Raw genomic sequence first — 21,256 nt, forward strand, 5'->3', positions numbered from 1 at the left:
AAATTAGGCAATCGAAGCCAATTTTATCTAAGTTTATGCTAAAACAAAAGCATGCCCGTCTTAACTGGAAATTATATACCTCCGGGAATTTTTAAAAATCCGGATGTGGCCACCATATATTCGGCCATGCTCAGAAAGGTGGACCTGCCACCAGTAGAACGGGAACGAATTGAACTAAGCGATGGTGATTTTATAGATCTGGACTGGACCTATTCAAAAACCCCTCCAGCCTCCAAAAAACTGGTTATCCTGTTACATGGCCTGGCCGGAAGTTCAGACAGGGCCTATATGAAAGGAATGGCACGAGCTTTCAGATTTAGAGGCTGGGACGCTGCAGCTATGAATTTTAGAGGTTGCAGTGATGAATTGAACAGGTATTTCAGAAGTTATCATGCAGGGGCTACCAACGATCTTGCTGAAGTGATCACCCACGCATTAAGCCTTGGTAAATATGAAAAAATAGCACTGGTAGGATTCAGCCTTGGCGGGAACATGGTTCTGAAATATCTTGGAGAGAACAGAAGCCGACCAAAGGAGATCATAGCCGGAATTGGGGTTTCAGTACCCTGCGACCTGGCCGGTTCGCTAGGCGCGATCAACCGAATGCGCAATTTTGTCTACTCTAAGCGTTTTGAGCTCAACCTGAAAAAACACCTGTTAAAACGTGCTGAAAAATTTCCTGATCATATCAGTAAGGCCGAAATAAACGCCTGCAGTTCTATAAGGGATATTGATGAATTGTATACATCCAGGGCACATGGGTATAAAAACGCCTCAGAGTATTATGAAAAAGCCAGCTGTCTTCAGTTCCTGGATGGGATCGAAATACCAAGCCTGCTCATAAGCGCCAGAAACGACAGTTTTCTTTCTGAAGCCTGTTATCCATTTGGACTGGCAAAAGCTTCTAAAATCTTCCACTTTGAAGCCCCTCCTTATGGAGGACATGTTGGCTTTGTAACCTCAAAATCCATTTATTACCATGAGAAAAGAGCTATAGAATTTATCGAATCTATGCTTTAATAAATCGGTTTTGGGTTGTTAAGCTCATAAATTGGAGATGCTTAGGAATTGACTATCTTTGCGCAAGCTTTTAAAATTCAGGCATGATCCAATCAATGACAGGCTTTGGGAAGAGCGTAGTACAAATTCCCAATAAGAAAATCACCGTAGAGCTAAAATCTCTCAACAGTAAGAATTTTGACCTGAATGCACGCATTCCGTCGCAGTACCGCGAAAAGGAGCTGGACCTCAGAAATATCATTTCGGCTTCCCTTGGCCGCGGAAAGGTGGATCTTTCTATCTACGTGGAATATACCGGCGAACAGACTTCTACCAATGTAAATACCGAGGTGGTAAAAACCTATATGGATCAGCTTCGGAATATCGTAAATGCATCTGAAGTGGAATTGCTGAAAATGGCAGTAAAAATGCCAGATGCCCTTAAGACCATAAGGGAAGAAATAGACGAGGAAGAATTCAAAGCTATCGAAAAAGGGGTAGATGAAGCCCTGACCGAAATCAACAACTTCCGTACAGATGAAGGCCAGGCCCTTGAAAAGGACCTCAATCTCCGAATCTCGAATATCAAGGACCTGCTTGATAAAGTGATAAAAATGGACCCAGAGCGGGTTGAAGGCGTTCGTGAAAGACTTCGTAAAGGAATCGAGGAGATCAAGGAACAGGCCGATGAAAGCCGGTTCGAGCAGGAGATCGTTTATTATATCGAGAAATTCGATATCACCGAAGAGAAAGTAAGACTGGACAACCACCTGGATTATTTTCAGAAAACATTGAATTCTGCCGACTCAAACGGTAGGAAACTGGCCTTTATCTCCCAGGAGATAGGTCGTGAGATCAATACCATTGGGAGCAAATCTAACTATGCTCCCATGCAGCAACTGGTAGTTCAAATGAAGGACGAGCTGGAAAAAATAAAAGAACAAATTTTAAACGTACTCTAAATGGACGAAGGGAAACTAATCGTTTTTTCAGCACCATCGGGATCAGGGAAGACTACCATAGTAAGGCACCTGTTAAGAAATCCCGAATTAAAACTGGATTTTTCGATTTCGGCAACTTCCAGGTCTCCCAGGGAAAACGAAGTAGATGGTAAGGATTATTATTTCCTTTCACTTTCAGATTTTAAGCAGAAGATCAAGAACGATGAGTTTCTTGAATGGGAAGAAGTTTACCGGGATAATTTTTACGGCACGCTAAAAAGCGAGGTAGAGCGTATCTGGAAGGAAGGCAAACACGTGATCTTCGACATAGATGTAGTTGGCGGGCTGGACATCAAGAACATCTATCCGGAAAGAACCCTGGCTGTGTTCGTAAAACCTCCCAGTATCGAAGAATTAAAGATACGCCTCAAAAAAAGAAAGACTGAAACCGATGATAAGATCAATATGCGGGTTGCCAAGGCTTCTATTGAACTTGCAACCGCCCCTCAATTCGATTTTATCATAGAGAACAAACACCTGGGGACAGCTTTGAAGGAAGCTTACAACCTGGTTTCGGAGTATGTTGGAGCTGAAAAACCTTCAGAATGAACAGAAAGGTAGGCCTGTTTTTTGGCACTTTTAATCCTATACATACAGGACATCTCATCATTGCCAATCATATGGCAGAATATTCAGATCTGGATGAAATCTGGCTGGTGGTAACTCCCCACAATCCGCATAAGAAAAAAAGCAGTTTACTAGATAATCATCATCGCCTTGAAATGGTGTACAGGGCCTGTGAAACTTACGAAAAATTAAAGCCCAGCAATATAGAATTCGGTTTACCTCAACCCAATTATACCATTAACACACTGGTTCATCTTCGGGAACGCTTCCCAACTAACCATTTTTGCCTTATCATGGGGGAGGATAATTTAAAGAACTTCCATAAGTGGAAGAATAATGAGGTGATACTTGAAGAACACGAGATCTATGTCTACCCGCGAATAGCTCCCGGAAAAAAGGCCCTGGAACTCGAAGAGCATCCAAAAGTTCATAAAGTTGACGCTCCCGTTGTTGAAATCTCCTCAACTTTTATAAGAAATGCCATCAAAGAGTCTAAAAATGTTAGACCGTTGCTTAGTGCAAAAGTGTGGGAATATATCGACGAAATGAATTTCTACAGGTAAATAAAGACTGTTTAAAGAAATTTTCGAATATCCTTTTTAGCTGATTGATCCTACTTTTTTCATCGTGGAACTACAAGCTCTAGAACGTCGACTGCTCTCAATTTGACATTCTCGACCCCGTTAAACAGTCTTATTATCTTTTGGCTTCCATAGGTGGTATTCTTAAAACCTGACCTGGATAAATCTTGTCCGGATCCTGTAACATTGGTTTGTTCGCCTCGAAAATGAGCGGATACTGGTTTGGATCTCCATAATGCTCCTTGGATATCTTACTAAGCGTATCGCCTCTTTCTACAGTATGGAAAACAGCTTCTGGCTCGGCATTCTTTACATCCATTCGATCGTCTACCCTTCCAATTCCTTCAGAATTTCCAATTACCAGGATGATCTTTTCCCTGGTAGACTGGTCGAGGGCCGTTCCCGAAACCACTGCCATATCCCTTTCGATCTGGATCTTTAAATTTTCTGCTTTCAAATTAAGATCGGTGATGGTTTGCTCTAGTTTCTGAGCTGCTTTTTCATTCTCCCTCACCTGTTCCTTTTCAAGATTATCGCTTTTTCCAGCTTCTTCATTTCTGGTTTTATCTATTCCAAAAATCTTTTTTCCTGCATCTTTAATAAAAGTGAAAATCCCCATATTATAAGTTTGTGATTGGTATTCTTAAATGTACGAAAGCCAAACAGGTTTTAGCTTGCGAGCATTGCTAAAATTTTCCAAAAAATTCTGAAAATAAAAAAAACCGCCTCTCGCGAAACGGTTTTTTTCAACTAAATAACCAACCAAAAAGACTAAGAAAATATTCCATGCAACTTTAATCTGCACAGAACATTATTATAACGTGACATCATTAAATGCATTGTCTGGAAACCCAGGTTTTACTGTTAAATTTTAATTTCATCAGAATTAAAATATTCGCAATAAAAAGCACTAAAGAAAGAGAAAACCTTTATTAACCTTCAAATTTGACTATTTTTGAATAACAGAATGTAAGTAATATGGAGAAAACCCCGAGTTTTGGTGTTATTGGCGGAGGTAGCTGGGCCACTGCCATCGTGAAAATGTTATGTGAAAATCTGGAAACAGTGAACTGGTATATGCGCAGCGTTTATGCGGTGGAGCATATTAAAAAGCAGGATCACAATCCTAATTACCTGAGTTCTGTAGAATTCGATGTTAGTCAGCTTAACCTTAGCAACGACATCAACGAGGTTGTTGAGGCTTCAGAATACCTGATATTTGCCATTCCCTCTGCCTTCTTGAAAAGGGAGCTCGATGCGCTTGAAATTCCATTAAAAGACAAGATCGTTTTTTCTGCCATTAAAGGGATCGTACCTGAAACCAGTTTAATAGTTGGAGAACACTTCAATGAATATTTTGATGTTCCCATGGAGAATATTGGAGTCCTTACCGGGCCCTGCCATGCTGAAGAGGTCGCCCTGGAGCGTCTTTCTTACCTGACCGTTGCCTGCCAGGACGAAAAAAAGGCCGAGATCGTGGCCGGTTACCTGGGAAGTGATTATATCACCTGCAAGATAAGCGACGATGTGATAGGTACCGAATATGCCGCCGTTCTAAAGAACATTTATGCTATTGCAGCAGGGATCGCTCATGGGCTTGGTTACGGTGATAACTTCCAGAGCGTTTTGATGAGCAATGCCATAAGGGAAATGAAAAAGTTCATCAAGAAAGTACATAAGATGAAACGGAATATCAACGACTCGGCATACCTGGGAGATTTGCTGGTAACCGGCTATTCTGTGTTCAGCCGAAACCGTATGTTCGGGAATATGATTGGCAAGGGATATACCGTGAAAAGCGCTCAAATGGAAATGAGTATGATCGCAGAAGGTTATTATGCCACTGAAAGTGCCTACAAGATCAATAAGGAAAAGAAAGCGAAAACTCCAATCATCAATGCTGTATATGCCATCCTCTACAAAGGAGAAAATCCAAAAAAGGTCTTTAAGAAATTAGCAGATAAACTAAATTAATTAAAGTTTTTTCCTACAAAATTTCCGTTACTATTCTGATTATTAAACATTTCATCGGATTTTTTTGCATGAAATAAAAATATATATACTACATTTACAGGACCAAATCCAATTAATCTAAAATTATCATGAACAAGAAGTTTTTAATTCTTTGTCTTGGAGCGGGTATGTTTTTTACCAGTTGCCAGACAGACACCATTTCTGAAGATGTAATATCTGAAGAGCATTCCATTTTAAAAGAAAAGACATCCACACAGGTAGATTCTAAATTCCATACCGGGCCAGACTGGATCGTTGGGCCTGGGGCAGAGCTTCATGAACCAGACTGGATCACAGAACCGGGAGCCAATTTCCATACCGGGCCAGACTGGATCGTAGACCTTGCATTCTTTGCTTGTGGAGACGAATATGACGGAAAGGCAAACCTAACCGTTAATAAAAATAATGAAGCTGCTTATTCGAGCGCCGAGTCTGGAGAAGCGGTAAAGCTTAAGAACCTGAACGTTGGTGGAAAGCTTGATTTTTGCGGACTGCTTAGCGTTGAGAATGATGTGAACCTGCATCGTAATGCTGAATTTCGCCTAGCCGGAGAAATGATGATCGGGACTCCAGAGGAACCTGCAGACCTTATCATCAACAACGGAGCTCACTTCGATATCGCCGGTAAGGTTTATGTAACCGGAAACCTGATCATTAATCATAAAGGTACTTTGGAGATCTTTGGTGGAGAAGGCGAAGTGATGATAGTAGGAGGAGAAATTCAATTGGCCGACGTGATCCACTTTGTTGATCATCGCGATCATGACCACGACCACGAACATTAATAGTTATTTTGAATTATCGAAAAAACCGGTTGAGTTTCCTCAACCGGTTTTTTTATTTCGCCAGAATTCCCTTCTTCGGGATTATTGGTATTTGTAAGGCCGATTCTTTAATGCTGTTTTTCGAAAATTTGAAGGTCTTATCCAGCATCTGGTTGCCAATAAAATAACTTATCTTGAATTCATTATTCAGGCTAAGTACATCATCCTGTATGAATTCGATCTTTGCAAAATTTTTGGCGGGAAGCCGTTCCAGCCTGTGCCGCATGACCGAGGTCTTCTTCTTTTTATCATGTCCTTCTGAAACGATAAGAACCATTTCAAGTTCCTTATTAGAGTCGTTGATCAAATACACGTTCCACTCATCTGCACGGAATTCTTCGTTGAATTCGCGAACGGCAGCAACATAAACATCCTTAACCTCTGGAATTTCGATATCTTTTTTCAAAACTAGTCCTGTGTTTTGCTCTTTAATTTTTTCCAGATGAACCATAATATAACGGCTGCCAGGACGACCAGTCCAATCCCCATGCTCAACTCGATGAGAGCCTTGATAAAGGTCACATAAATGATAAGCAGTAAAACGATCAGGACTAATATTCCGAAGCCGTATTTCTTCATTACAGTGCCGATTTGAATTGTTCCAGGAATCTAAGATCGTTCTCGTAGAACATTCTAATATCCTCGATCTGGTATAAAAGCATGGCAATTCGTTCTATTCCCATACCAAATGCAAAACCTGAATATTCCTTCGGGTCAATTCCGCAGTTTTTAAGAACATTTGGATCTACCATTCCGCAACCCATGATCTCGAGCCAGCCGGTACCCTTGGTGATACGGTAATCGGTTTCGGTTTCAAGTCCCCAGTAAACATCTACCTCGGCACTTGGTTCGGTGAACGGGAAGTAAGACGGTCTTAGCCTTATTTTCGATTTTCCGAATAACTGCTTGGTAAAATAAAGAATGGTTTGCTTTAGATCGGCAAACGAAACATCCTTATCTATATAAAGTCCCTCCACCTGGTGAAAGATACAGTGCGATCTTGCTGAAATAGCTTCATTCCTGAATACTCTTCCCGGTGAGATCGTCCGGATAGGCGGCTTGTTATTTTCCATATACCGTACCTGGACCGAAGAGGTGTGGGTTCTTAGCAGAATATCCGGATTTGTTTGTATAAAAAAGGTATCCTGCATATCCCTGGCCGGGTGATATTCCGGAAGGTTGAGGGCGGTAAAATTATGCCAGTCGTCTTCCATTTCCGGGCCTTCGGAAACATTAAAACCAATATTTGAAAAGATCTCTATGATCTGGTTCTTCACGATGGAAATAGGATGACGCGAGCCTATTTCAACAGGCTCTGCTGGCCTGCTAAGATCCCCGTAGACACCCTTTTCTTCCTGATTCTTATCCAGCTCATCTTTAAGACTGTTAACTTTAGCCTGTGCAGTGGTCTTCAGTTCATTGATCACCTGGCCAAATTCCTTCTTTTGTTCGTTGGGAACATTTTTGAACTCGCTGAAGAAGTCATTCAGTATCCCTTTTTTTCCGAGATATTTGATTCTGAAGGCTTCTATTTCATCTTTGGTCTTCGCGTTAAAACTTTCAACCTCAGCAATATGCCCTTTAATTTTATCGATCATAGATGATTACTTTTCCGGAAGCGCAAATTTAATAAAATTTAATCCTAAACCTTTCCTTTTGAAGCCTTATTCCTGAGTGCAGCATTTGAATCGGCAAACATCTGGGTTCGCCTGTCTTCATAGATGAACTTGATAAGAAAGAATACCGAAATAGCCCCGAAAACATGCCAGAGCCAGTGAGTTCCCATTGGCATCACATAAACAAACCGGTCCATTAACCTGAAACTGATGGCCAGCCCAAAGCTTAAAAATGCCAGAAACACCCACCACCAATAATGGGTTCTCGTAGTGAAGAAGTACGTGATAATGGGCAGCAACAATCCAACAGCTGTACCAATATAACCTATTGAGGTTTTCAAAGAAACCGGCCAGGGGATCATCCTGATCCCGAAAACCAGGAATAGAATGATCAAAATCAGTAATAATCTTTGTTTTCGAGTTGCCTTCAGTTTAATTGTATAATACACCGAAACAGCCAGACACAGTATGACGATTGGCAACCAGTCCATATACATCCAAACATCATGGCTACGGGTTGCGTGGTAAACAGTACCCCCAATAAAGCCCAGCAAAAGCACCGGCAGACTCCAGGCGAGGAATCGATGATTATGGTAATCCCTGTAAACCTTTAAGGAAAAATAGATTATGATACCTAAGAACAGGATATTGCTGTAGGTATTGAAGGGTTCAACAGGTAACCTGCCCGCCAGGGTCTCCTGATAGATTGGACCGCTATCAAAAGGGAAGGATTCCACGATCTGCTTCAGGGCCATTTATGAGATGTATTCTTTTTCCATAAAATAATGTACAATAGCTTCTTTCATCAAAACGCTTTGTTCACCTGCCTTTAAAGATGGCAGTTCCTCCTTCACCTTAAAATGTGGCCATCCCTCATCATCATAAAAATCAAATTCATAATAACCATAGGGCTCCAGTAAGGTACAAATAGCTATATGCATTAGATCTATCTTATGATCTTTTTTATATCTGCGGTGGGGCTGACCCAATTCCTGGACCCCTATTAAGTAAATAATAGCATCCAGCTCCATTAACTCACCATCTGCGAACTGCATGGATAGTTTCTGCTGAACTTTCTCCCATCGTTCTTTTAATTGTTCATCTCTTGCCATATTGCAAAGATAATTCCTAGATTTAATTATTCTTATATTTGAGATATGAATACCGTGGATATTATTTTAAGCCTGGTACTGCTCTACGGACTGGTACGGGGCTTTTTTAGAGGCCTTCTTACCGAACTGGCTTCGCTGGTTGGGATCGTGGCCGGAATTTACGGAGCCGTTCATTTTTCTCATTTCCTGAGTGATTTTTTAACCAATCAGGTAGAATGGAAACCTCAGTATATAAATTTAATAAGCTTTGCGATCACTTTCGTAATCATTGTGGTACTTGTTTCCCTTGCCGGAAAAATGCTTACCAAAGTAGCTGCTTTTGCCGCCCTGGGAGTGGTGAATAAAATCCTTGGTTCGGCTTTTGGGATGATCAAGTCGGCCTTTGTAGCCAGCGTTATCATCATGTTCTTTAAAGCTACTAATGAGCGTATCGAGATCGTGGAGGATAAAACGCTCAGCGAGTCAATTCTTTATGAACCAGTAGAAAGCATTGCCCCTATCATTCTTCCTTCCATAATCAAGCAGGTTCGGGAACGGGACCTTCTGGAAGATTCTGGAGATGAAAACCTGATATAAAAAATCCGGCAAACCACCATAACTGGCTTTTGCCGGATGTAAATATTCTGAAAGTCTTACAGGAGACTAACCTTTCCTGTAGAGATGGAGTAGACTCCTCCTACGATCTTGATCTCTCCATTCTTTTCCATTTCATTAAGAATAGGACTTTTTTCCCTGATCCTGTTCATGGTAAGTTTCACATTGTTCTCTACCACGCCAGCCACAAATGAATCGTTCTTGGAACTTCTCTCACCATCGGTTTGAGTAGCCTCAACTGCAGGTTTAATATTACTAAGCAGGTGGGTGATGTTGCCAAGCTCTACATGGTCGCAGGCAGCTTTCACCGCACCACAGGCTTCATGGCCCAGCACCAGCACCAATTTACTTCCTGCTACTTTACAGGAATATTCCATACTTCCAAGGATATCGGTATTCTCAAAATTCCCGGCCACCCGGGCTACAAAAATATCTCCAACACCCTGATCGAATACTGTTTCAACCGGTACCCGTGAATCGATACAGCTCAGTACCACGGCCTGTGGCCACTGTCCTCCACTGGTTTTATCGATCTGGCTGGAATAATCCCTTTCATGCATATTCTTATTGGTAAACCTTTCATTTCCCGCCATCAGGTCATTGAGAACATCATCCGGGCTTAGTTTAGTTTGCTTTTCTTTATCTATAATCTCTTTAATCATCGCTTTAAAATTTTTGATTTAACTATAATTTGCGAGCCTCAGCAGGCTCATGTTTCTTTTCCAACTGAAAGAATTCGTAATAACTCTCAGGATTCTCGATAATCCCCCTTTCAGATATTAACTTGATATCTATATTTCTTTCTTCAGCTTTAATTTTAAAATCATCCAGTATCTCGATAATATCATCATCGAGGTATTTAGTACGGGTAACATCCATAATAAGATATGAATTTTTTTCCAGCCTGTTCAGCTCCTTGATGATCGCACCTTTGTTGATAAAGGTTACTTCTTCGGCAAGAGTCATTTTAACATTTTTACCTCCGTTGTCCAGGTTTTCCATATGTAGGAAATAAGAATTCTGGTAGTTTTTGATGAGAATTACTGCAATTCCCACTAGCAGTCCAAGACTAATACCTATTAGAAGATCCCCAAATACGATCCCGGTGATGGTCACCATGAATGGCACGAACTGCTTCCATCCTTTCAAATACATTTCCTTGAAAAGAGCTGGTTTAGCTAACTTATAACCTACTAAGAACAGGATCGCTGCCAATACCGAAAGTGGTATATAATTCAGGATATTTGGAATGATGATAATGGAGATCAACAGCAGGAATCCATGCATGATGGCAGACATTTTTGTCTGACCACCAGACTGGATGTTTGCAGAACTTCGTACGATCACCTGTGTAATAGGTAATCCACCTATCAATCCAGACATCAGGTTACCGGTTCCCTGTGCAAATAACTCCCGGTTGGTAGGGGTGGTACGTTTATGAGGATCTAATTTATCGGTTGCTTCCACGCAAAGAAGTGTTTCCAAACTGGCAACCAGTGCGATGGTAAAACCGGTCACCCATATTTGAACCGTCCCGATCATTTCCAGGGAAGGAAAGGTGAACTGTCCCAGAAACGAATCTAAACTATCCGGCACCGGAACATTAACAAGATGGTCTGCAGAAATAGCGAAGATTTCAGAGTCCCTTGTAAGCAGGTAAAAAACGATCCCCACAACTACAGCCACCAGCGGACCCTGCACCAGTTTAAAGAATTTACCCTTTTTAGACAGGACCGCTTCCCAAAGAACGAGTATCGTCATCCCGATCACCGCAATTAAGGTGGCGCCTGGACTAATATTATTGAAAACATTGAAGATTTCTGAAAAGGTATTTTCCCCATCAACCTGGAAAAAAGCCCAGTCTCCCTGGGGATCACTATCATAACCGAAGAAATGAGGAATTTGTTTCAGAATAATAATAATCCCGATACCTGTAAGCATTCCCTTAATGACCGAATTAGGAAAATAATATCCGATGATCCCGGCTTTTAAAAGACCAAACCCAATCTGAATAGCCCCTGCGATTACAACGGCCAGCAATAGGTTTTCATAACCAATAGTGGAGATGGCTGCGAGCACGATAGCTGCAAGACCAGCTGCCGGACCACTAACTCCAAGGCTGGAACCACTAATAGCCCCAACAACTATTCCCCCAATTATACCTGCAATAAGGCCTGAAAACAGTGGAGCACCACTGGCTAATGCGATTCCAAGACATAAGGGAATAGCTACGAAAAATACGACGATACTTGCAGGAAAATCTTTATTAAGATGTTTGAACATAATTTTATATAATTGATCCCAGTGATCCCTGAAACTTTTTAGATCACCTGAATGGTTGGTTTGATAAATAATTAAAATCCCGTCCCAGTAAGAATGAAACGGTCACCTGATTGCATGGCAATCACTTAGAAAATAACGCGTTATGCGTTTTTGGGAGGAGGCGATGTTATGGAGAGGAAAACGCCATAATAATCGTCTAAATAGTAGAAACCAGCTTCTCTCCTGGTTTGAAGAAAATGAATACTTTCATAATTCGATTCTATTTCTTCATAAGTATATTCAAAATTGATCTGGTTCTTGGAAGAGCTTTCTTCTTCGTTCGCATTGTACACAATTGGGATATCGATATCACCATCGATTAAACAATCCAGGGTATTCATACCTAAAAATGCAACAAATACCAATGCAAGTATGTGGGAAAATATCTTCACAATAGCTAAAATAGAAGAATTTTAAGATATCTAATAATAGATTGGCAGAACAATTTTTAAGAAAATGTGAATTTTGTTTAAAGTTTTCTCACATCTTCGGTCTTAATCCAGCCTTGCGCGCCATTTGCAAGTTCTATCTTAGACCACTCCTGGTAGTTCTCAAGGATGCGGGCCTTGGTGCCTTCGTGCAATTCAAAACTGCTTTCTCCTCGTAGATTTGGTTCATCACGAACTTCGGTCTCCTCTGCAAAAATAATAGCGTACTGATTGTTCTCAATATAGCTCTCCTGCTGGAAGGCAAATATTACAGAAACCAGGCTAAAGATCAACATGGCCATGGCCCCACCAAAAAGCAGTCTTTTGTATAAGGGAGTAGCCGAAAAGTAATATAGAAGGAAAAGAACCACGAATACAACCGAAAATACAATGCTCAAAACAGCCCAGGTATTATAGCTGAATACCGCAATAAGATCATTAAACCACCTGTCTATTCCGGTTTGTTCTACGGCTTCGATGTCATCAATAGCCATATTACGTGCGAATTCGATATTGTTCCTGATATCTTCATCTCCGGGGTCCAGCTGTAAAGCCTTTTCATAATGGTAGATACTTGGTGCAACCCGGTTTAATTTATAGTAGGAGTTTCCAAGATTATAATATACCTCAGCCGAAGCCTCGCCGTTTTCGAGAATTTCCTCGTACTTCGCCGCTGCTTCTTCATAGTTTCCGTTTTGGTAAGCAGTGTTTGCCGCCTCAAAAAGATCTTCTCCCTGGCCAAATACGCCAAAACCTAATAACAAAAAACTTAATAAGATCAATTTTTTCATTATTACAATTGTTTATCTAGGGTTGAGATTACACTAACCGATTTTTCATAATCCTGCTGCATGGCATCCCTGGAAGCAGGGGTATACCTTGCATATTCACAGCTCTCCAATAAGGATATAAAATCGGCGTTGGTCTGCTGGTCTACCTTCTTATCCTGAAGCAGGGACTGTATACGCTCCTTGCTCATCTCGCTGGTTTGAATACGCAGCTTGGCCTTCAAATAATTATGCATCGAACGTTCAAGTGCCAGGTAAAATTCTTTTTGATTTCCAAGATTTCGTTTGGCTTCAGAAAGGTATCGGCGTGCAAGTTTATCCGCTTTTCTAATACGATTCCCTTTTATATCGCGAGCACGTTCTTCTCTTTTCTTTCCGAAGAGAATAAAAAGAGGGATCGCGGCCAGAGGTAATACCAGCGCACTCCAGAAACCTAAAGAGCCCAGGAAGTTGTCATCATCCATAGACCTGAGACTGGTCTTTAATTTTATAAATCTGAACTGCTCATCAGGAATAGAAACTGCCTGCCTGCTGGAATTCGAAATTCCGCTGGGTTCGTTCCCTGCAAGCGGACCACTATCCACATTGATCAGGATCTCCTCAGAATTCATGGTCTTATAGGTTTCAGTCGAAGGGTCGAAATAGGAAAAGGAAAGTGCCGGAATTGGATATTTTCCCTTACGTGTTGGCACTATGGTATAGGTTTCAGAAATGCTTCCCTGCATACCATTGAGATTCGTGTTTACATTTTCCACTCGTTCCGGATCGTACATTTCAAGCGAAGAAGGAGCGGTAAGATCTGGAAGCTCAAATAACTTCAGGTTTCCATTTCCTTTCACCTCGACCTTTGCCTGTAAACTTTCACCTGCATTTAACTCATCCTTATTCGTGTTCACGTTAAAACTGAATTTCCCTACAGCCCCGGTGAAATTGGCAGGCTTGCCGTCTGGTAATTGCTTTACATTGATGGTCTTGTTATCTGCCGCTACGGTTTTATTGACCGTTTTATAGATTCGGCTACCAAAAATGTCCCTTCTTTCGCTGGGAACATCTACCGCGATGGAAAGGGTAAGGGGTTCAATATTGAGTTCTCCGCTTTTCTGTGGATAGAGAATAGTCTTTCTAAGGATTACATAACGATAAGGCTCCCCTCGAAATTCACCGTTTTCAACCCTTAATTGCTGAATGTCGATACTCTGACTCCAGAAGTCGTTGTATTTTGGACTGTCAAGTTCGCGCCAGTTGCTAACGCTCACCCTCGGGCTAACATAAAGCTTATAAACAATAGTAATGGCTTCGTTGAGATATGGATTAGCATTAGAGACCTCGGCGACCAGGTGAAGGTTGTCTTCAGCGATCAGCTCAGTATTGTCACCATCGGTTGGTTTATCTACCGCGGCCGTAATTTCTACTGCTAAAGGAGAAGTCTTGTAAATTTCGTCATCTATCAGCACCTCAGCCTGGCCAATCGTTAATTTCCCCCGTTTTTTAGGCTGAAGGTAAAAACTATAGACCTTGGAATATTCCATTTTCCCGTTCAGGATAGAATGGCTGATCTTCTGGTTTGGACCTCCAACCACGGTAAATCCGTCGAAGGAAGGAGGTTTGAAGTTATCTCCATCTTCGTTCATTTCAAAATCAACCCGCAGGCGTTCATTGATCCCCAGTTTTTCCCTGCTCACTTTAGCCTCAAAGCGAACCTGGGCCTGGATCACACCCCCGGCAAACAGTAAAAAACTCAATACCAAGTACTTCAGTTTCATCTTTTTTCTCCTTACAATCAGTCCTTTTGGTCGAAATTACAGCAAAAATGTTACCAATCTTTTTCAGATTTGACTTTCACTCCTTTTGCCTTTTCAGCGTTGATCTTATCCTGAACTTTTTTCTCTTCATTGTTCATCGCCTCCAGCAGGTTGTTTATTTGCTGTGGTGAAAGCTGGCCTTGTGCAGGTCTGGGTTGTTGTTGCTGCTGGTTATCGGTTTCTCCCTGATCTTTCTGTTGCTGGTCTCCCTGCTCCTTTTCATTTTTCTCATTCTCATTACCTTCCTGCTCATCCTGCTTATTCTCACCTTCATCACCAGGCTTCTGGTCCTGGTTCTGATCTTCACCACCTTCACCATCCTGGTTCTGCTGCTGCTTGTCTTCCTTCTCTTCATCGCTTTCTCCACCGCTATTCTGATCCTGGTTCTGATCCTGGTTTTGCTGTTCCTTCTCCAGCATCTTTTTCGCGAGGGCCAGGTTATACCGTGTTTCATCATCGGTTGGATCATTGCGCAAGGCATCCTTAAAGGCATCTACTGCCTCCTGATATTGCTTTTGCTGCATATAGGTGTTCCCCAGGTTATGATAAATACGATGTTTGTCTTCCTTTGTTGCAGCTACCTCTGCGGCTTCCTTTAATCTGCTTTCTGCATTCACCGATTTTTCCTTGGTGTAATACAGGTTTCCCATATTATACTTGGCGTCCACATTATCAGGTGCCTTGGCAATTGCTTTTCGGTAAGAAGCCTCGGCTTCGGCAAAATTGTTATCAGACAGTGCTTCCTGGGCCTCAGCCACATAGTCATAAGACTGCCTGAGCAGTTTTTCAGGTTTTTCCTGCGCATTCATATAGCCTAAGCCGAACAGGCAGATAATCGCCACCAGGATATTTTTCAGCTTAATTTTCATCTTTTTCCCCTTTCTTTTTTCTTTCATTGAAAAGATTCAACCTTTTTATCCAGGCCGTACTTCTCTCTAACACAAAGATATCTAGAAATAATAATGCCAAAGCCAATCCCAGGAACCATTGAAAATGAGATTTAAAATCGGCAAACTGTTTGGCTTCGAATTCGGTTCGTTCTATATTCTGAAGCTCCTCGCTAACCTGCTCTGTCACTTTACTCGTAACATTTCCTTCGATATAACTTCCCCTGGCCTGGTTTGCTATCTCCTGAAGGATCGATGGATTCAAGCGAGTGATCACCGTTTCACCCTGTGAATCTTTCTTATAATTCTGGATCACTCCATTTCTTTTAATTGGGATAGGCCCGCCCTTCTCTGTTCCAACACCAATGGTGTAGATCCTGATGCCCATTTCGGCAGCCTGATCTGCGATATCCTCTACATTACCTTCATGATCTTCCCCATCACTGATTATGAACAAAACGCGGTTGGTTTGCTGTTCATCATCATAATAGGTGGTGGCCAGTTCAATCGCATCGCTGATCGCCGTTCCCTGCGAGGAGATCATATCGGTATTCAGCGCCTGCAGGAACATCCTGGCAGCAGAGTAATCGGTTGTTATTGGAAGCTGCGGAAATGCTCCCCCGGCGTAGGCTATGATGCCAACCCGATCACTTCCGAGGTTAGAGAGGATCTGGCTTACCAGCTGCTTGGATTTTTCCAGTCGGCTTGGCGCTATATCCTCGGCATCCATACTTTTGGACACGTCAATCGCGAAAACGATATCCACACCTTCCCTTTTTACGGTTTCCAGTTTAGTGCCCATTTTCGGGTTTACCAGGGCGATCACCAGGCTGGAGATTGCCAGGATTACCAGCACGAGTTTTATAAAATATTTGGACCGAGACCTGTTAGGTGCCAGGAATTTTAGCAGTTGCGGATCGGCAAATTTCTTACGTGTTCGGTTCTGCCAGTACATCAACACCAGGAAAAACAGGATGATCACCGGGATCACCAGTAAGAACCAAAACCAATTTTCTTCCTCGAGTACGAACATCTTAAATAAAGCTTCTAAATAGGGTTAAACGCAGTAGAATCTCCAGCAGGAGCAGGCCACCGGCAAGCAATACCAAAGGTCTGAATTTCTCATCATAATTATAATAGCGGAATTCCTCTATTTCGGTCTTTTCAAGGGAATCGATCTCGGCATAGATCTCTTGCAGCTTTTCATTATCGGTTGCCCGGAAGTACTTCCCTCCGGTATCATTGGCGATTTCTTTAAGCAGATCTTCGTCAATCTCTACCTGCACATTTCCAAACTGGAATCGCCCGTTGGCCAATGTACCTATAGGGGAAAGCGCCATCCCGTTGCTTCCCACTCCAATTGAATAAACCTTGATCCCAAACTCAACGGCCAGCTCGCTGGCGGTATTTGGATCTATAAAACCAGCATTGTTCACACCATCGGTGAGCAGGATGATAACCTTGCTTTCGGCCTCGCTATCCTTCAAACGATTCACGGCGGTAGCCAGGCCAGAGCCAATGGCCGTACCGTTTTCCAGCACATTATTGTATTCTATATCTTCCAGTGCGTCCAGCACTATAGCCTTGTCGCTGGTTATTGGTGTTTTCGTAAAGCTCTCACCTGCATACACCACAAGACCTATACGATCTCCAGGACGATCATTAATAAATTCTTCAGCAACTTCTTTTAAGGCATCCAGTCGGTTTGGCTGAAGATCCCGCGCCAGCATACTGGCCGAAACATCTATGGCCATCACGATATCAATTCCCTGGGTGCTGCTGGTTTGCGTGGTCACATCTACCGTTCGGGGCCTTGCCATGGCCATGATGATAAGCACCAGTACCAGCAATCTTAATACAAAAAGAACAGGACGCAGTTTGGCCAATATTCCGCTTTTTGCTTTAAAGCCTTTGGTAGAAGAAATCTTTAACTCGGCTGTTTGCTTATGGCGCTTCCAGAAATACCAGGCGATGGCCATTGGTAGCAACAATAGCAACCAAAAGAATTCCGGGTTTTCAAAGTTGAAATTAGCAAACATTAGTTTAGATTATTTATTTCTACCGAGTTGATGATGCGTTCCGAGATCTCCTTGGCATATTGATCATTTTCATTGAATATCACCACTATTTGTTCAAAACCTCCCTTTTCAGCGAAATTAAGGATCACATATTCATTTGGAATACTTTCCCCGGTAATTGGATTAACCGCTTGCAGCGTACCAAAAACTTTCAATCCTTTCGCTCCATTGAGCGTGGTGAACTCTTCCTGTTTCATGATGATATTTCTTGCCCCCTGTTCTTCCAGATTAGCATAAATACCATCCACCGCTTTTTCAAGTTCAAAGTTCACTTCTCCCTGGAATTTGATGGTGCTCAGTGTAACATAGAAATTGCTAAGCAAACTTCCATACATAAAGCTTTCAGAACCTACCATCATTCGCTCAACTTCTCTTGGCATTTCAATTTCCCCGCGAATCAGTACCTCAGGCGTGGTAACCGCCACAGCCGGATTTCCATATTCACTTCGTATCCACTCTCCCTCCAGCAATTCCTTGGTAGGGTGCCCCAGGTAGGTGTCCTTAACATATGTATAGCCTTTGGTTGCGATCAGTGCAGTGATGCCGATCACAATTACAAGTACACCAGCAGCAATTCCCAGGATAATCCTGCGTCTTTTTCGTTTTCTGGCTCGTTCAGCCCTGTAAGCCTCATCTATTTCCAGTTCCTCCTCGGTAGGCTCAGGCACCGAAGCCCTCAGGTCATCTATGATATGCTGAGTCCTGGAACGATCTTCCTTAGCCGTGATCACGTCGGGTTTAGAGCGTGCGAATTTGGCGAGGTCAGCGCGATTCAGCATTTTTCTAAAGTCTTCGATGGTAGAATCGCTAAGATTTAGTTTATGCTGATCTTTTTGTTCCTTAAGATAAGTGATCAATTCGCCGGTGGTCATTTCCAGTCCATGATCATAAATTTTCCTGTCGAGATATTTTCTCGCGGCAAAACTCAATTGGGAATAATATTCCTTGATCTCCCGTTTTTCGAGCAATTGAGATTTATCGAGCTTTTCAAGCTCGGCCATCGCTTCTTCATAAGGTGGTAACTCCGGCTCTGCCTCATCCCGTCGTTTTTTCCGAATGATCAGGAATGCCACCAGCCCTCCGGCCAGCAGTATTCCCAGCAACCACCATAACCAGGATGGAATACTGAATCGTGGCGGCACCTCAACGGCAGGTTTTATGGGATATAATTTCTGTTTGGTCGTATCTACGATCACATCATAGACTTCAACCGGAATGGAATCTGTATAAAAGCTATTGTTCCCAATCAGAACTTCCTGTGATGGGATCACGTACTTTCCTGAATCGAACTGGGTTAAGAAATATTCTTTAAGCAGTTTATAATTATCCTTATTTCTTATAGTATCGACCTCATAGGATTCAACCATTTCAAGCGGGGAGAAACTATCTCCTTCCGGAAACACAACCAGATTTCCTGCAGCTGTTTCGACCTCAATGCTATAATTTATCTTTTCACCGATCTCGATCTCGGTTGAATCTACAGCAGCCGAAACCCTGGACTGTGCATTGATATTTGCACTTACAAGGAAGAAGGATATAAAAAACAGAAATCCCAGGCAGCCTGAGATATGCGGTTTAGAATATGTAGGTATCTTGTTTCTGTACATTTTAGTTTCTAAGCTCTTCTTTTAAAATAACCCAACAACTTTTTTACATAGCTGTCATCTGTGCGGTTATTGATTATCCCGGCACCGCTGAGATTGAAACTTTGATGAAAGTAATCCACGCGCTCCTGGAAATATTTGGAATAAGAATGCCTAACTGATCTGGATCCTGTATTTACCATTACATATTCACCAGATTCCTCATCCAGCATTTGCACCAGACCAAGGTTTGGAATGCTTTGTTCCATTTTATCAAAAACCCGTATTCCCGTAACATCATGTTTTCCGGCAACGATCTTCAGGGTTTGCTGGTAATCGTCTGCCATAAAATCTGAAAGGAGGAAAACAATGGCCTTCTTCTTCATTACGTTGGACAGGTATTTTAAGGCTCCGGCAATATCGGTCTTTTTACCCTGCGGCTGAAATTCGATTAGTTCGCGAATGATCCTTAATACATGCGAACGACCCTTTTTAGGCGGAATATAAAGTTCGATCTGGTCTGTAAACAAGAGTAGCCCGATCTTGTCATTATTCTGCGTGGCAGAAAAGGCAAGTGTCGCCGCGATCTCGGTAATGACCTCTTTTTTGAACTGTTGCTGAGTACCGAACATTTCAGATCCCGAAATATCCACCATCAGCATCATGGTTAGTTCCCGTTCCTCCTCAAAAACCTTTACAAAAGGTTCATTATATCGGGCGGTCACATTCCAGTCGATACTACGAACATCATCGCCAAACTGGTAAGCCCTTACCTCACTAAAGGTCATCCCCCTACCTTTAAAAGTAGAATGATATTCACCACCAAAAACATGGTCGCTCAAGCGCCTTGTCTTGATCTCTATCTTCCTAACTTTTTTAAGTAGCTCCTTTGTATCCATCTTTTGAAGTGGGCAGTTTTCAGTCGCAGTAAGCAGTCTGTAAACCGGCAATTTTTTCACTGCCTAGTGCCACTGCCAACTGTTTACTAATTTTAAGGTACTTCAATCTCGTTTACGATCTTATTGATAAGATCTTCTGAAGTAATATTTTCGGCCTCTGCCTCGTAGGTGATACCAATACGATGACGCAGTACATCGTGCACCACGGCCCTTACATCTTCCGGCACCACGTAACCGCGGCGCTTGATAAAAGCATAACATTTTGAAGCCACAGCCAGGTTAATACTACCCCTAGGAGAGGCACCAAAACTTATAAGCGGCTTTATGTCTTCGAGATTGTATTTTTCAGGAGTACGGGTAGCGAATATGATATCAAGAATATATTTTTCGATCTTTTCATCCATGTAGACCTCGCGTACCGCACTTTGCGCCCTTAAAATTTGTTCTAGACTCACAACCGGGTTCACTTTTTCGAACGCGCCTTTGAGGTTCGCACGAATAATGAGTTGCTCCTCGGCCATTTGCGGGTATTTGATGACGGTCTTTAGCATAAAACGGTCTACCTGTGCTTCTGGCAATGGATAGGTACCTTCCTGTTCCACCGGGTTTTGTGTGGCCATCACAAGGAAAGGCTTATCCAGAATAAAGGTTTCATCTCCAATGGTCACCTGTTTCTCCTGCATGGCTTCAAGCAATGCCGACTGCACTTTTGCAGGAGCACGGTTGATCTCATCTGCCAGCACGAAATTGGCAAAGATCGGCCCCTTCTTTATACTGAAATCATTCACCTTCATATTATAGATAAGCGTACCAATCACATCGGCAGGCAAAAGATCTGGAGTGAACTGGATTCGGCTGAACGAACCATGAACGGCTTGTGAAAGCGTGTTGATCGCTAAGGTCTTTGCCAGACCAGGAACTCCTTCCAGGAGGATGTGCCCCTGGCCGAGGAGGCCTATTAAAAGACGTTCTACCATGTGTCTCTGACCCACGATCACTTTGTTCATTTCAGTGACCAGCAGGTCTACGAATGCACTTTCTTTTTCAATTTTTTCGTTAATACTGGCTATATCAACAGATGAATCGTTTTCCATCATGATTTTCAGATTTTGATGTCGTGAATATACGTACTTGAAGTAAGCGTCGCAAATTGAAAATTTAT

Annotated in this window: 24 protein-coding genes; 7 read left to right on the forward strand and 17 right to left on the reverse strand. The window is 42.3% G+C overall.

Features of this window, described 5'->3' with window-relative positions; translation table 11 throughout:
- Positions 1-51: 51 nt before the first annotated feature.
- The 4 genes from MKO06_RS04480 (at position 52) to nadD (ending at position 3,130) form a co-directional block, all read left to right on the forward strand.
- Positions 52-1,020, forward strand: coding sequence for a YheT family hydrolase (locus tag MKO06_RS04480; protein WP_241549462.1), 969 nt, complete (start codon positions 52-54; stop codon positions 1,018-1,020).
- Positions 1,021-1,103: 83 nt separating this feature from the next.
- Entirely contained in the window at positions 1,104-1,961 is an 858-nt protein-coding gene (locus MKO06_RS04485; RefSeq protein WP_241549463.1) for a YicC/YloC family endoribonuclease, read from the forward strand.
- Positions 1,962-2,549, forward strand: coding sequence for a guanylate kinase (gmk, locus tag MKO06_RS04490; protein ID WP_241549464.1), 588 nt, complete (start codon positions 1,962-1,964; stop codon positions 2,547-2,549).
- Positions 2,546-3,130 (forward strand): nicotinate (nicotinamide) nucleotide adenylyltransferase, encoded by a 585-nt coding sequence (gene nadD, locus MKO06_RS04495; protein ID WP_241549465.1) that lies wholly within the window; start codon positions 2,546-2,548, stop codon positions 3,128-3,130. The genes gmk and nadD overlap by 4 nt, the downstream gene beginning before the upstream one ends.
- A 133-nt stretch (positions 3,131-3,263) precedes the next feature.
- On the opposite strand, the gene lysM is transcribed toward nadD, so the two are convergent.
- The gene (lysM, locus tag MKO06_RS04500; protein WP_241549466.1) at positions 3,264-3,767 is read right to left on the reverse strand and encodes a peptidoglycan-binding protein LysM; all 504 of its coding nucleotides are present in this window, start codon (positions 3,765-3,767) and stop codon (positions 3,264-3,266) included.
- A 359-nt stretch (positions 3,768-4,126) separates the two neighbouring features.
- Here lysM and MKO06_RS04505 point away from each other — a divergent pair, with 359 nt between their 5' ends.
- Complete coding sequence (locus MKO06_RS04505; RefSeq protein ID WP_241549467.1) at positions 4,127-5,122, forward strand: NAD(P)H-dependent glycerol-3-phosphate dehydrogenase; 996 nt, start codon at positions 4,127-4,129, stop codon at positions 5,120-5,122.
- A gap of 128 nt (positions 5,123-5,250) precedes the next feature.
- A complete protein-coding gene (locus tag MKO06_RS04510) occupies positions 5,251-5,946 on the forward strand; it encodes a hypothetical protein (RefSeq protein WP_241549468.1) in 696 nt (231 codons plus the stop codon).
- Between the two features lie 52 nt (positions 5,947-5,998).
- On the opposite strand, the gene MKO06_RS04515 is transcribed toward MKO06_RS04510, so the two are convergent.
- Genes MKO06_RS04515 through MKO06_RS04535 form a run of 5 tightly spaced genes read right to left on the reverse strand, consistent with a single transcriptional unit; the run spans position 5,999 to position 8,713 of the window.
- On the reverse strand, positions 5,999-6,391 hold the full coding sequence (locus MKO06_RS04515) for a hypothetical protein (RefSeq protein WP_241549469.1): 393 nt from the start codon (positions 6,389-6,391) through the stop codon (positions 5,999-6,001).
- 2 nt (positions 6,392-6,393) lie between these two features.
- Positions 6,394-6,564, reverse strand: a complete 171-nt coding sequence (locus MKO06_RS04520; RefSeq protein WP_241549470.1) for a hypothetical protein — start codon at positions 6,562-6,564, stop codon at positions 6,394-6,396.
- Positions 6,564-7,583, reverse strand: coding sequence for a phenylalanine--tRNA ligase subunit alpha (gene pheS / locus MKO06_RS04525; RefSeq protein ID WP_241549471.1), 1,020 nt, complete (start codon positions 7,581-7,583; stop codon positions 6,564-6,566). Before pheS ends, MKO06_RS04520 begins: the two co-directional genes overlap by 1 nt.
- A 44-nt stretch (positions 7,584-7,627) precedes the next feature.
- The gene (locus MKO06_RS04530; RefSeq protein WP_241549472.1) at positions 7,628-8,356 is read right to left on the reverse strand and encodes a hypothetical protein; all 729 of its coding nucleotides are present in this window, start codon (positions 8,354-8,356) and stop codon (positions 7,628-7,630) included.
- Entirely contained in the window at positions 8,357-8,713 is a 357-nt protein-coding gene (locus tag MKO06_RS04535) for a hypothetical protein (RefSeq protein ID WP_241549473.1), read from the reverse strand.
- A 45-nt stretch (positions 8,714-8,758) separates the two neighbouring features.
- On the opposite strand from MKO06_RS04535, the gene MKO06_RS04540 reads away from it, so the two are divergent.
- Entirely contained in the window at positions 8,759-9,289 is a 531-nt protein-coding gene (locus tag MKO06_RS04540; RefSeq protein WP_241549474.1) for a CvpA family protein, read from the forward strand.
- Between the two features lie 56 nt (positions 9,290-9,345).
- Here the strand turns inward: MKO06_RS04540 and MKO06_RS04545 are convergent, their stop codons facing one another.
- The 11 genes from MKO06_RS04545 to MKO06_RS04595 form a co-directional block, all read right to left on the reverse strand.
- Positions 9,346-9,969: a carbonic anhydrase family protein gene (locus tag MKO06_RS04545; protein WP_241549475.1), complete on the reverse strand. Its 624-nt coding sequence runs from the start codon at positions 9,967-9,969 to the stop codon at positions 9,346-9,348.
- A 22-nt stretch (positions 9,970-9,991) separates the two neighbouring features.
- The gene (locus tag MKO06_RS04550; protein WP_241549476.1) at positions 9,992-11,590 is read right to left on the reverse strand and encodes a SulP family inorganic anion transporter; all 1,599 of its coding nucleotides are present in this window, start codon (positions 11,588-11,590) and stop codon (positions 9,992-9,994) included.
- Positions 11,591-11,730: 140 nt separating this feature from the next.
- The gene (locus tag MKO06_RS04555; protein WP_241549477.1) at positions 11,731-12,021 is read right to left on the reverse strand and encodes a hypothetical protein; all 291 of its coding nucleotides are present in this window, start codon (positions 12,019-12,021) and stop codon (positions 11,731-11,733) included.
- A gap of 77 nt (positions 12,022-12,098) precedes the next feature.
- Entirely contained in the window at positions 12,099-12,848 is a 750-nt protein-coding gene (locus MKO06_RS04560; RefSeq protein WP_241549478.1) for an SH3 domain-containing protein, read from the reverse strand.
- Between the two features lie 2 nt (positions 12,849-12,850).
- Positions 12,851-14,608, reverse strand: coding sequence for a BatD family protein (locus MKO06_RS04565; RefSeq protein WP_241549479.1), 1,758 nt, complete (start codon positions 14,606-14,608; stop codon positions 12,851-12,853).
- Between the two features lie 50 nt (positions 14,609-14,658).
- The gene (locus MKO06_RS04570) at positions 14,659-15,516 is read right to left on the reverse strand and encodes a tetratricopeptide repeat protein (protein WP_241549480.1); all 858 of its coding nucleotides are present in this window, start codon (positions 15,514-15,516) and stop codon (positions 14,659-14,661) included.
- Positions 15,506-16,567 carry a vWA domain-containing protein gene (locus MKO06_RS04575; RefSeq protein ID WP_241549481.1) on the reverse strand — a complete coding sequence of 354 codons (1,062 nt, stop codon included), beginning with the start codon at positions 16,565-16,567 and terminating at the stop codon, positions 15,506-15,508. Before MKO06_RS04575 ends, MKO06_RS04570 begins: the two co-directional genes overlap by 11 nt.
- Position 16,568: 1 nt before the next feature.
- The gene (locus tag MKO06_RS04580; protein ID WP_241549482.1) at positions 16,569-17,573 is read right to left on the reverse strand and encodes a vWA domain-containing protein; all 1,005 of its coding nucleotides are present in this window, start codon (positions 17,571-17,573) and stop codon (positions 16,569-16,571) included.
- Complete coding sequence (locus MKO06_RS04585; RefSeq protein ID WP_241549483.1) at positions 17,573-19,219, reverse strand: BatD family protein; 1,647 nt, start codon at positions 19,217-19,219, stop codon at positions 17,573-17,575. The genes MKO06_RS04580 and MKO06_RS04585 overlap by 1 nt, the downstream gene beginning before the upstream one ends.
- A gap of 8 nt (positions 19,220-19,227) precedes the next feature.
- Positions 19,228-20,094 carry a DUF58 domain-containing protein gene (locus MKO06_RS04590; protein WP_241549484.1) on the reverse strand — a complete coding sequence of 289 codons (867 nt, stop codon included), beginning with the start codon at positions 20,092-20,094 and terminating at the stop codon, positions 19,228-19,230.
- A 92-nt stretch (positions 20,095-20,186) separates the two neighbouring features.
- Positions 20,187-21,191, reverse strand: a complete 1,005-nt coding sequence (locus tag MKO06_RS04595; RefSeq protein ID WP_425248404.1) for an AAA family ATPase — start codon at positions 21,189-21,191, stop codon at positions 20,187-20,189.
- Positions 21,192-21,256: the final 65 nt, after the last annotated feature.

This window comes from Christiangramia oceanisediminis (genome assembly GCF_022570735.2).
Taxonomy (GTDB): Bacteria; Bacteroidota; Bacteroidia; order Flavobacteriales; family Flavobacteriaceae; genus Christiangramia; species Christiangramia oceanisediminis.

What these genes read in the sequence shown, in the direction of transcription:
- MKO06_RS04505 (WP_241549467.1), top strand. Translation starts at nt 4,127, where the DNA reads ATGGAGAAAACCCCGAGTTTTGGTGTTATTGGCGGAGGTAGCTGGGCC.
- MKO06_RS04585 (WP_241549483.1), bottom strand. Translation starts at nt 19,219, where the DNA reads ATGTACAGAAACAAGATACCTACATATTCTAAACCGCATATCTCAGGC.
- MKO06_RS04570 (WP_241549480.1), bottom strand. Translation starts at nt 15,516, where the DNA reads ATGAAAATTAAGCTGAAAAATATCCTGGTGGCGATTATCTGCCTGTTC.
- nadD (WP_241549465.1), top strand. Translation starts at nt 2,546, where the DNA reads ATGAACAGAAAGGTAGGCCTGTTTTTTGGCACTTTTAATCCTATACAT.
- lysM (WP_241549466.1), bottom strand. Translation starts at nt 3,767, where the DNA reads ATGGGGATTTTCACTTTTATTAAAGATGCAGGAAAAAAGATTTTTGGA.
- MKO06_RS04530 (WP_241549472.1), bottom strand. Translation starts at nt 8,356, where the DNA reads ATGGCCCTGAAGCAGATCGTGGAATCCTTCCCTTTTGATAGCGGTCCA.
- MKO06_RS04540 (WP_241549474.1), top strand. Translation starts at nt 8,759, where the DNA reads ATGAATACCGTGGATATTATTTTAAGCCTGGTACTGCTCTACGGACTG.
- MKO06_RS04545 (WP_241549475.1), bottom strand. Translation starts at nt 9,969, where the DNA reads ATGATTAAAGAGATTATAGATAAAGAAAAGCAAACTAAACTAAGCCCG.
- MKO06_RS04485 (WP_241549463.1), top strand. Translation starts at nt 1,104, where the DNA reads ATGATCCAATCAATGACAGGCTTTGGGAAGAGCGTAGTACAAATTCCC.
- MKO06_RS04590 (WP_241549484.1), bottom strand. Translation starts at nt 20,094, where the DNA reads ATGGATACAAAGGAGCTACTTAAAAAAGTTAGGAAGATAGAGATCAAG.
- MKO06_RS04480 (WP_241549462.1), top strand. Translation starts at nt 52, where the DNA reads ATGCCCGTCTTAACTGGAAATTATATACCTCCGGGAATTTTTAAAAAT.
- MKO06_RS04510 (WP_241549468.1), top strand. Translation starts at nt 5,251, where the DNA reads ATGAACAAGAAGTTTTTAATTCTTTGTCTTGGAGCGGGTATGTTTTTT.
- MKO06_RS04560 (WP_241549478.1), bottom strand. Translation starts at nt 12,848, where the DNA reads ATGAAAAAATTGATCTTATTAAGTTTTTTGTTATTAGGTTTTGGCGTA.
- MKO06_RS04550 (WP_241549476.1), bottom strand. Translation starts at nt 11,590, where the DNA reads ATGTTCAAACATCTTAATAAAGATTTTCCTGCAAGTATCGTCGTATTT.
- MKO06_RS04565 (WP_241549479.1), bottom strand. Translation starts at nt 14,608, where the DNA reads ATGAAACTGAAGTACTTGGTATTGAGTTTTTTACTGTTTGCCGGGGGT.
- gmk (WP_241549464.1), top strand. Translation starts at nt 1,962, where the DNA reads ATGGACGAAGGGAAACTAATCGTTTTTTCAGCACCATCGGGATCAGGG.
- MKO06_RS04595 (WP_425248404.1), bottom strand. Translation starts at nt 21,191, where the DNA reads ATGATGGAAAACGATTCATCTGTTGATATAGCCAGTATTAACGAAAAA.
- pheS (WP_241549471.1), bottom strand. Translation starts at nt 7,583, where the DNA reads ATGATCGATAAAATTAAAGGGCATATTGCTGAGGTTGAAAGTTTTAAC.
- MKO06_RS04520 (WP_241549470.1), bottom strand. Translation starts at nt 6,564, where the DNA reads ATGAAGAAATACGGCTTCGGAATATTAGTCCTGATCGTTTTACTGCTT.
- MKO06_RS04580 (WP_241549482.1), bottom strand. Translation starts at nt 17,573, where the DNA reads ATGTTTGCTAATTTCAACTTTGAAAACCCGGAATTCTTTTGGTTGCTA.
- MKO06_RS04575 (WP_241549481.1), bottom strand. Translation starts at nt 16,567, where the DNA reads ATGTTCGTACTCGAGGAAGAAAATTGGTTTTGGTTCTTACTGGTGATC.
- MKO06_RS04535 (WP_241549473.1), bottom strand. Translation starts at nt 8,713, where the DNA reads ATGGCAAGAGATGAACAATTAAAAGAACGATGGGAGAAAGTTCAGCAG.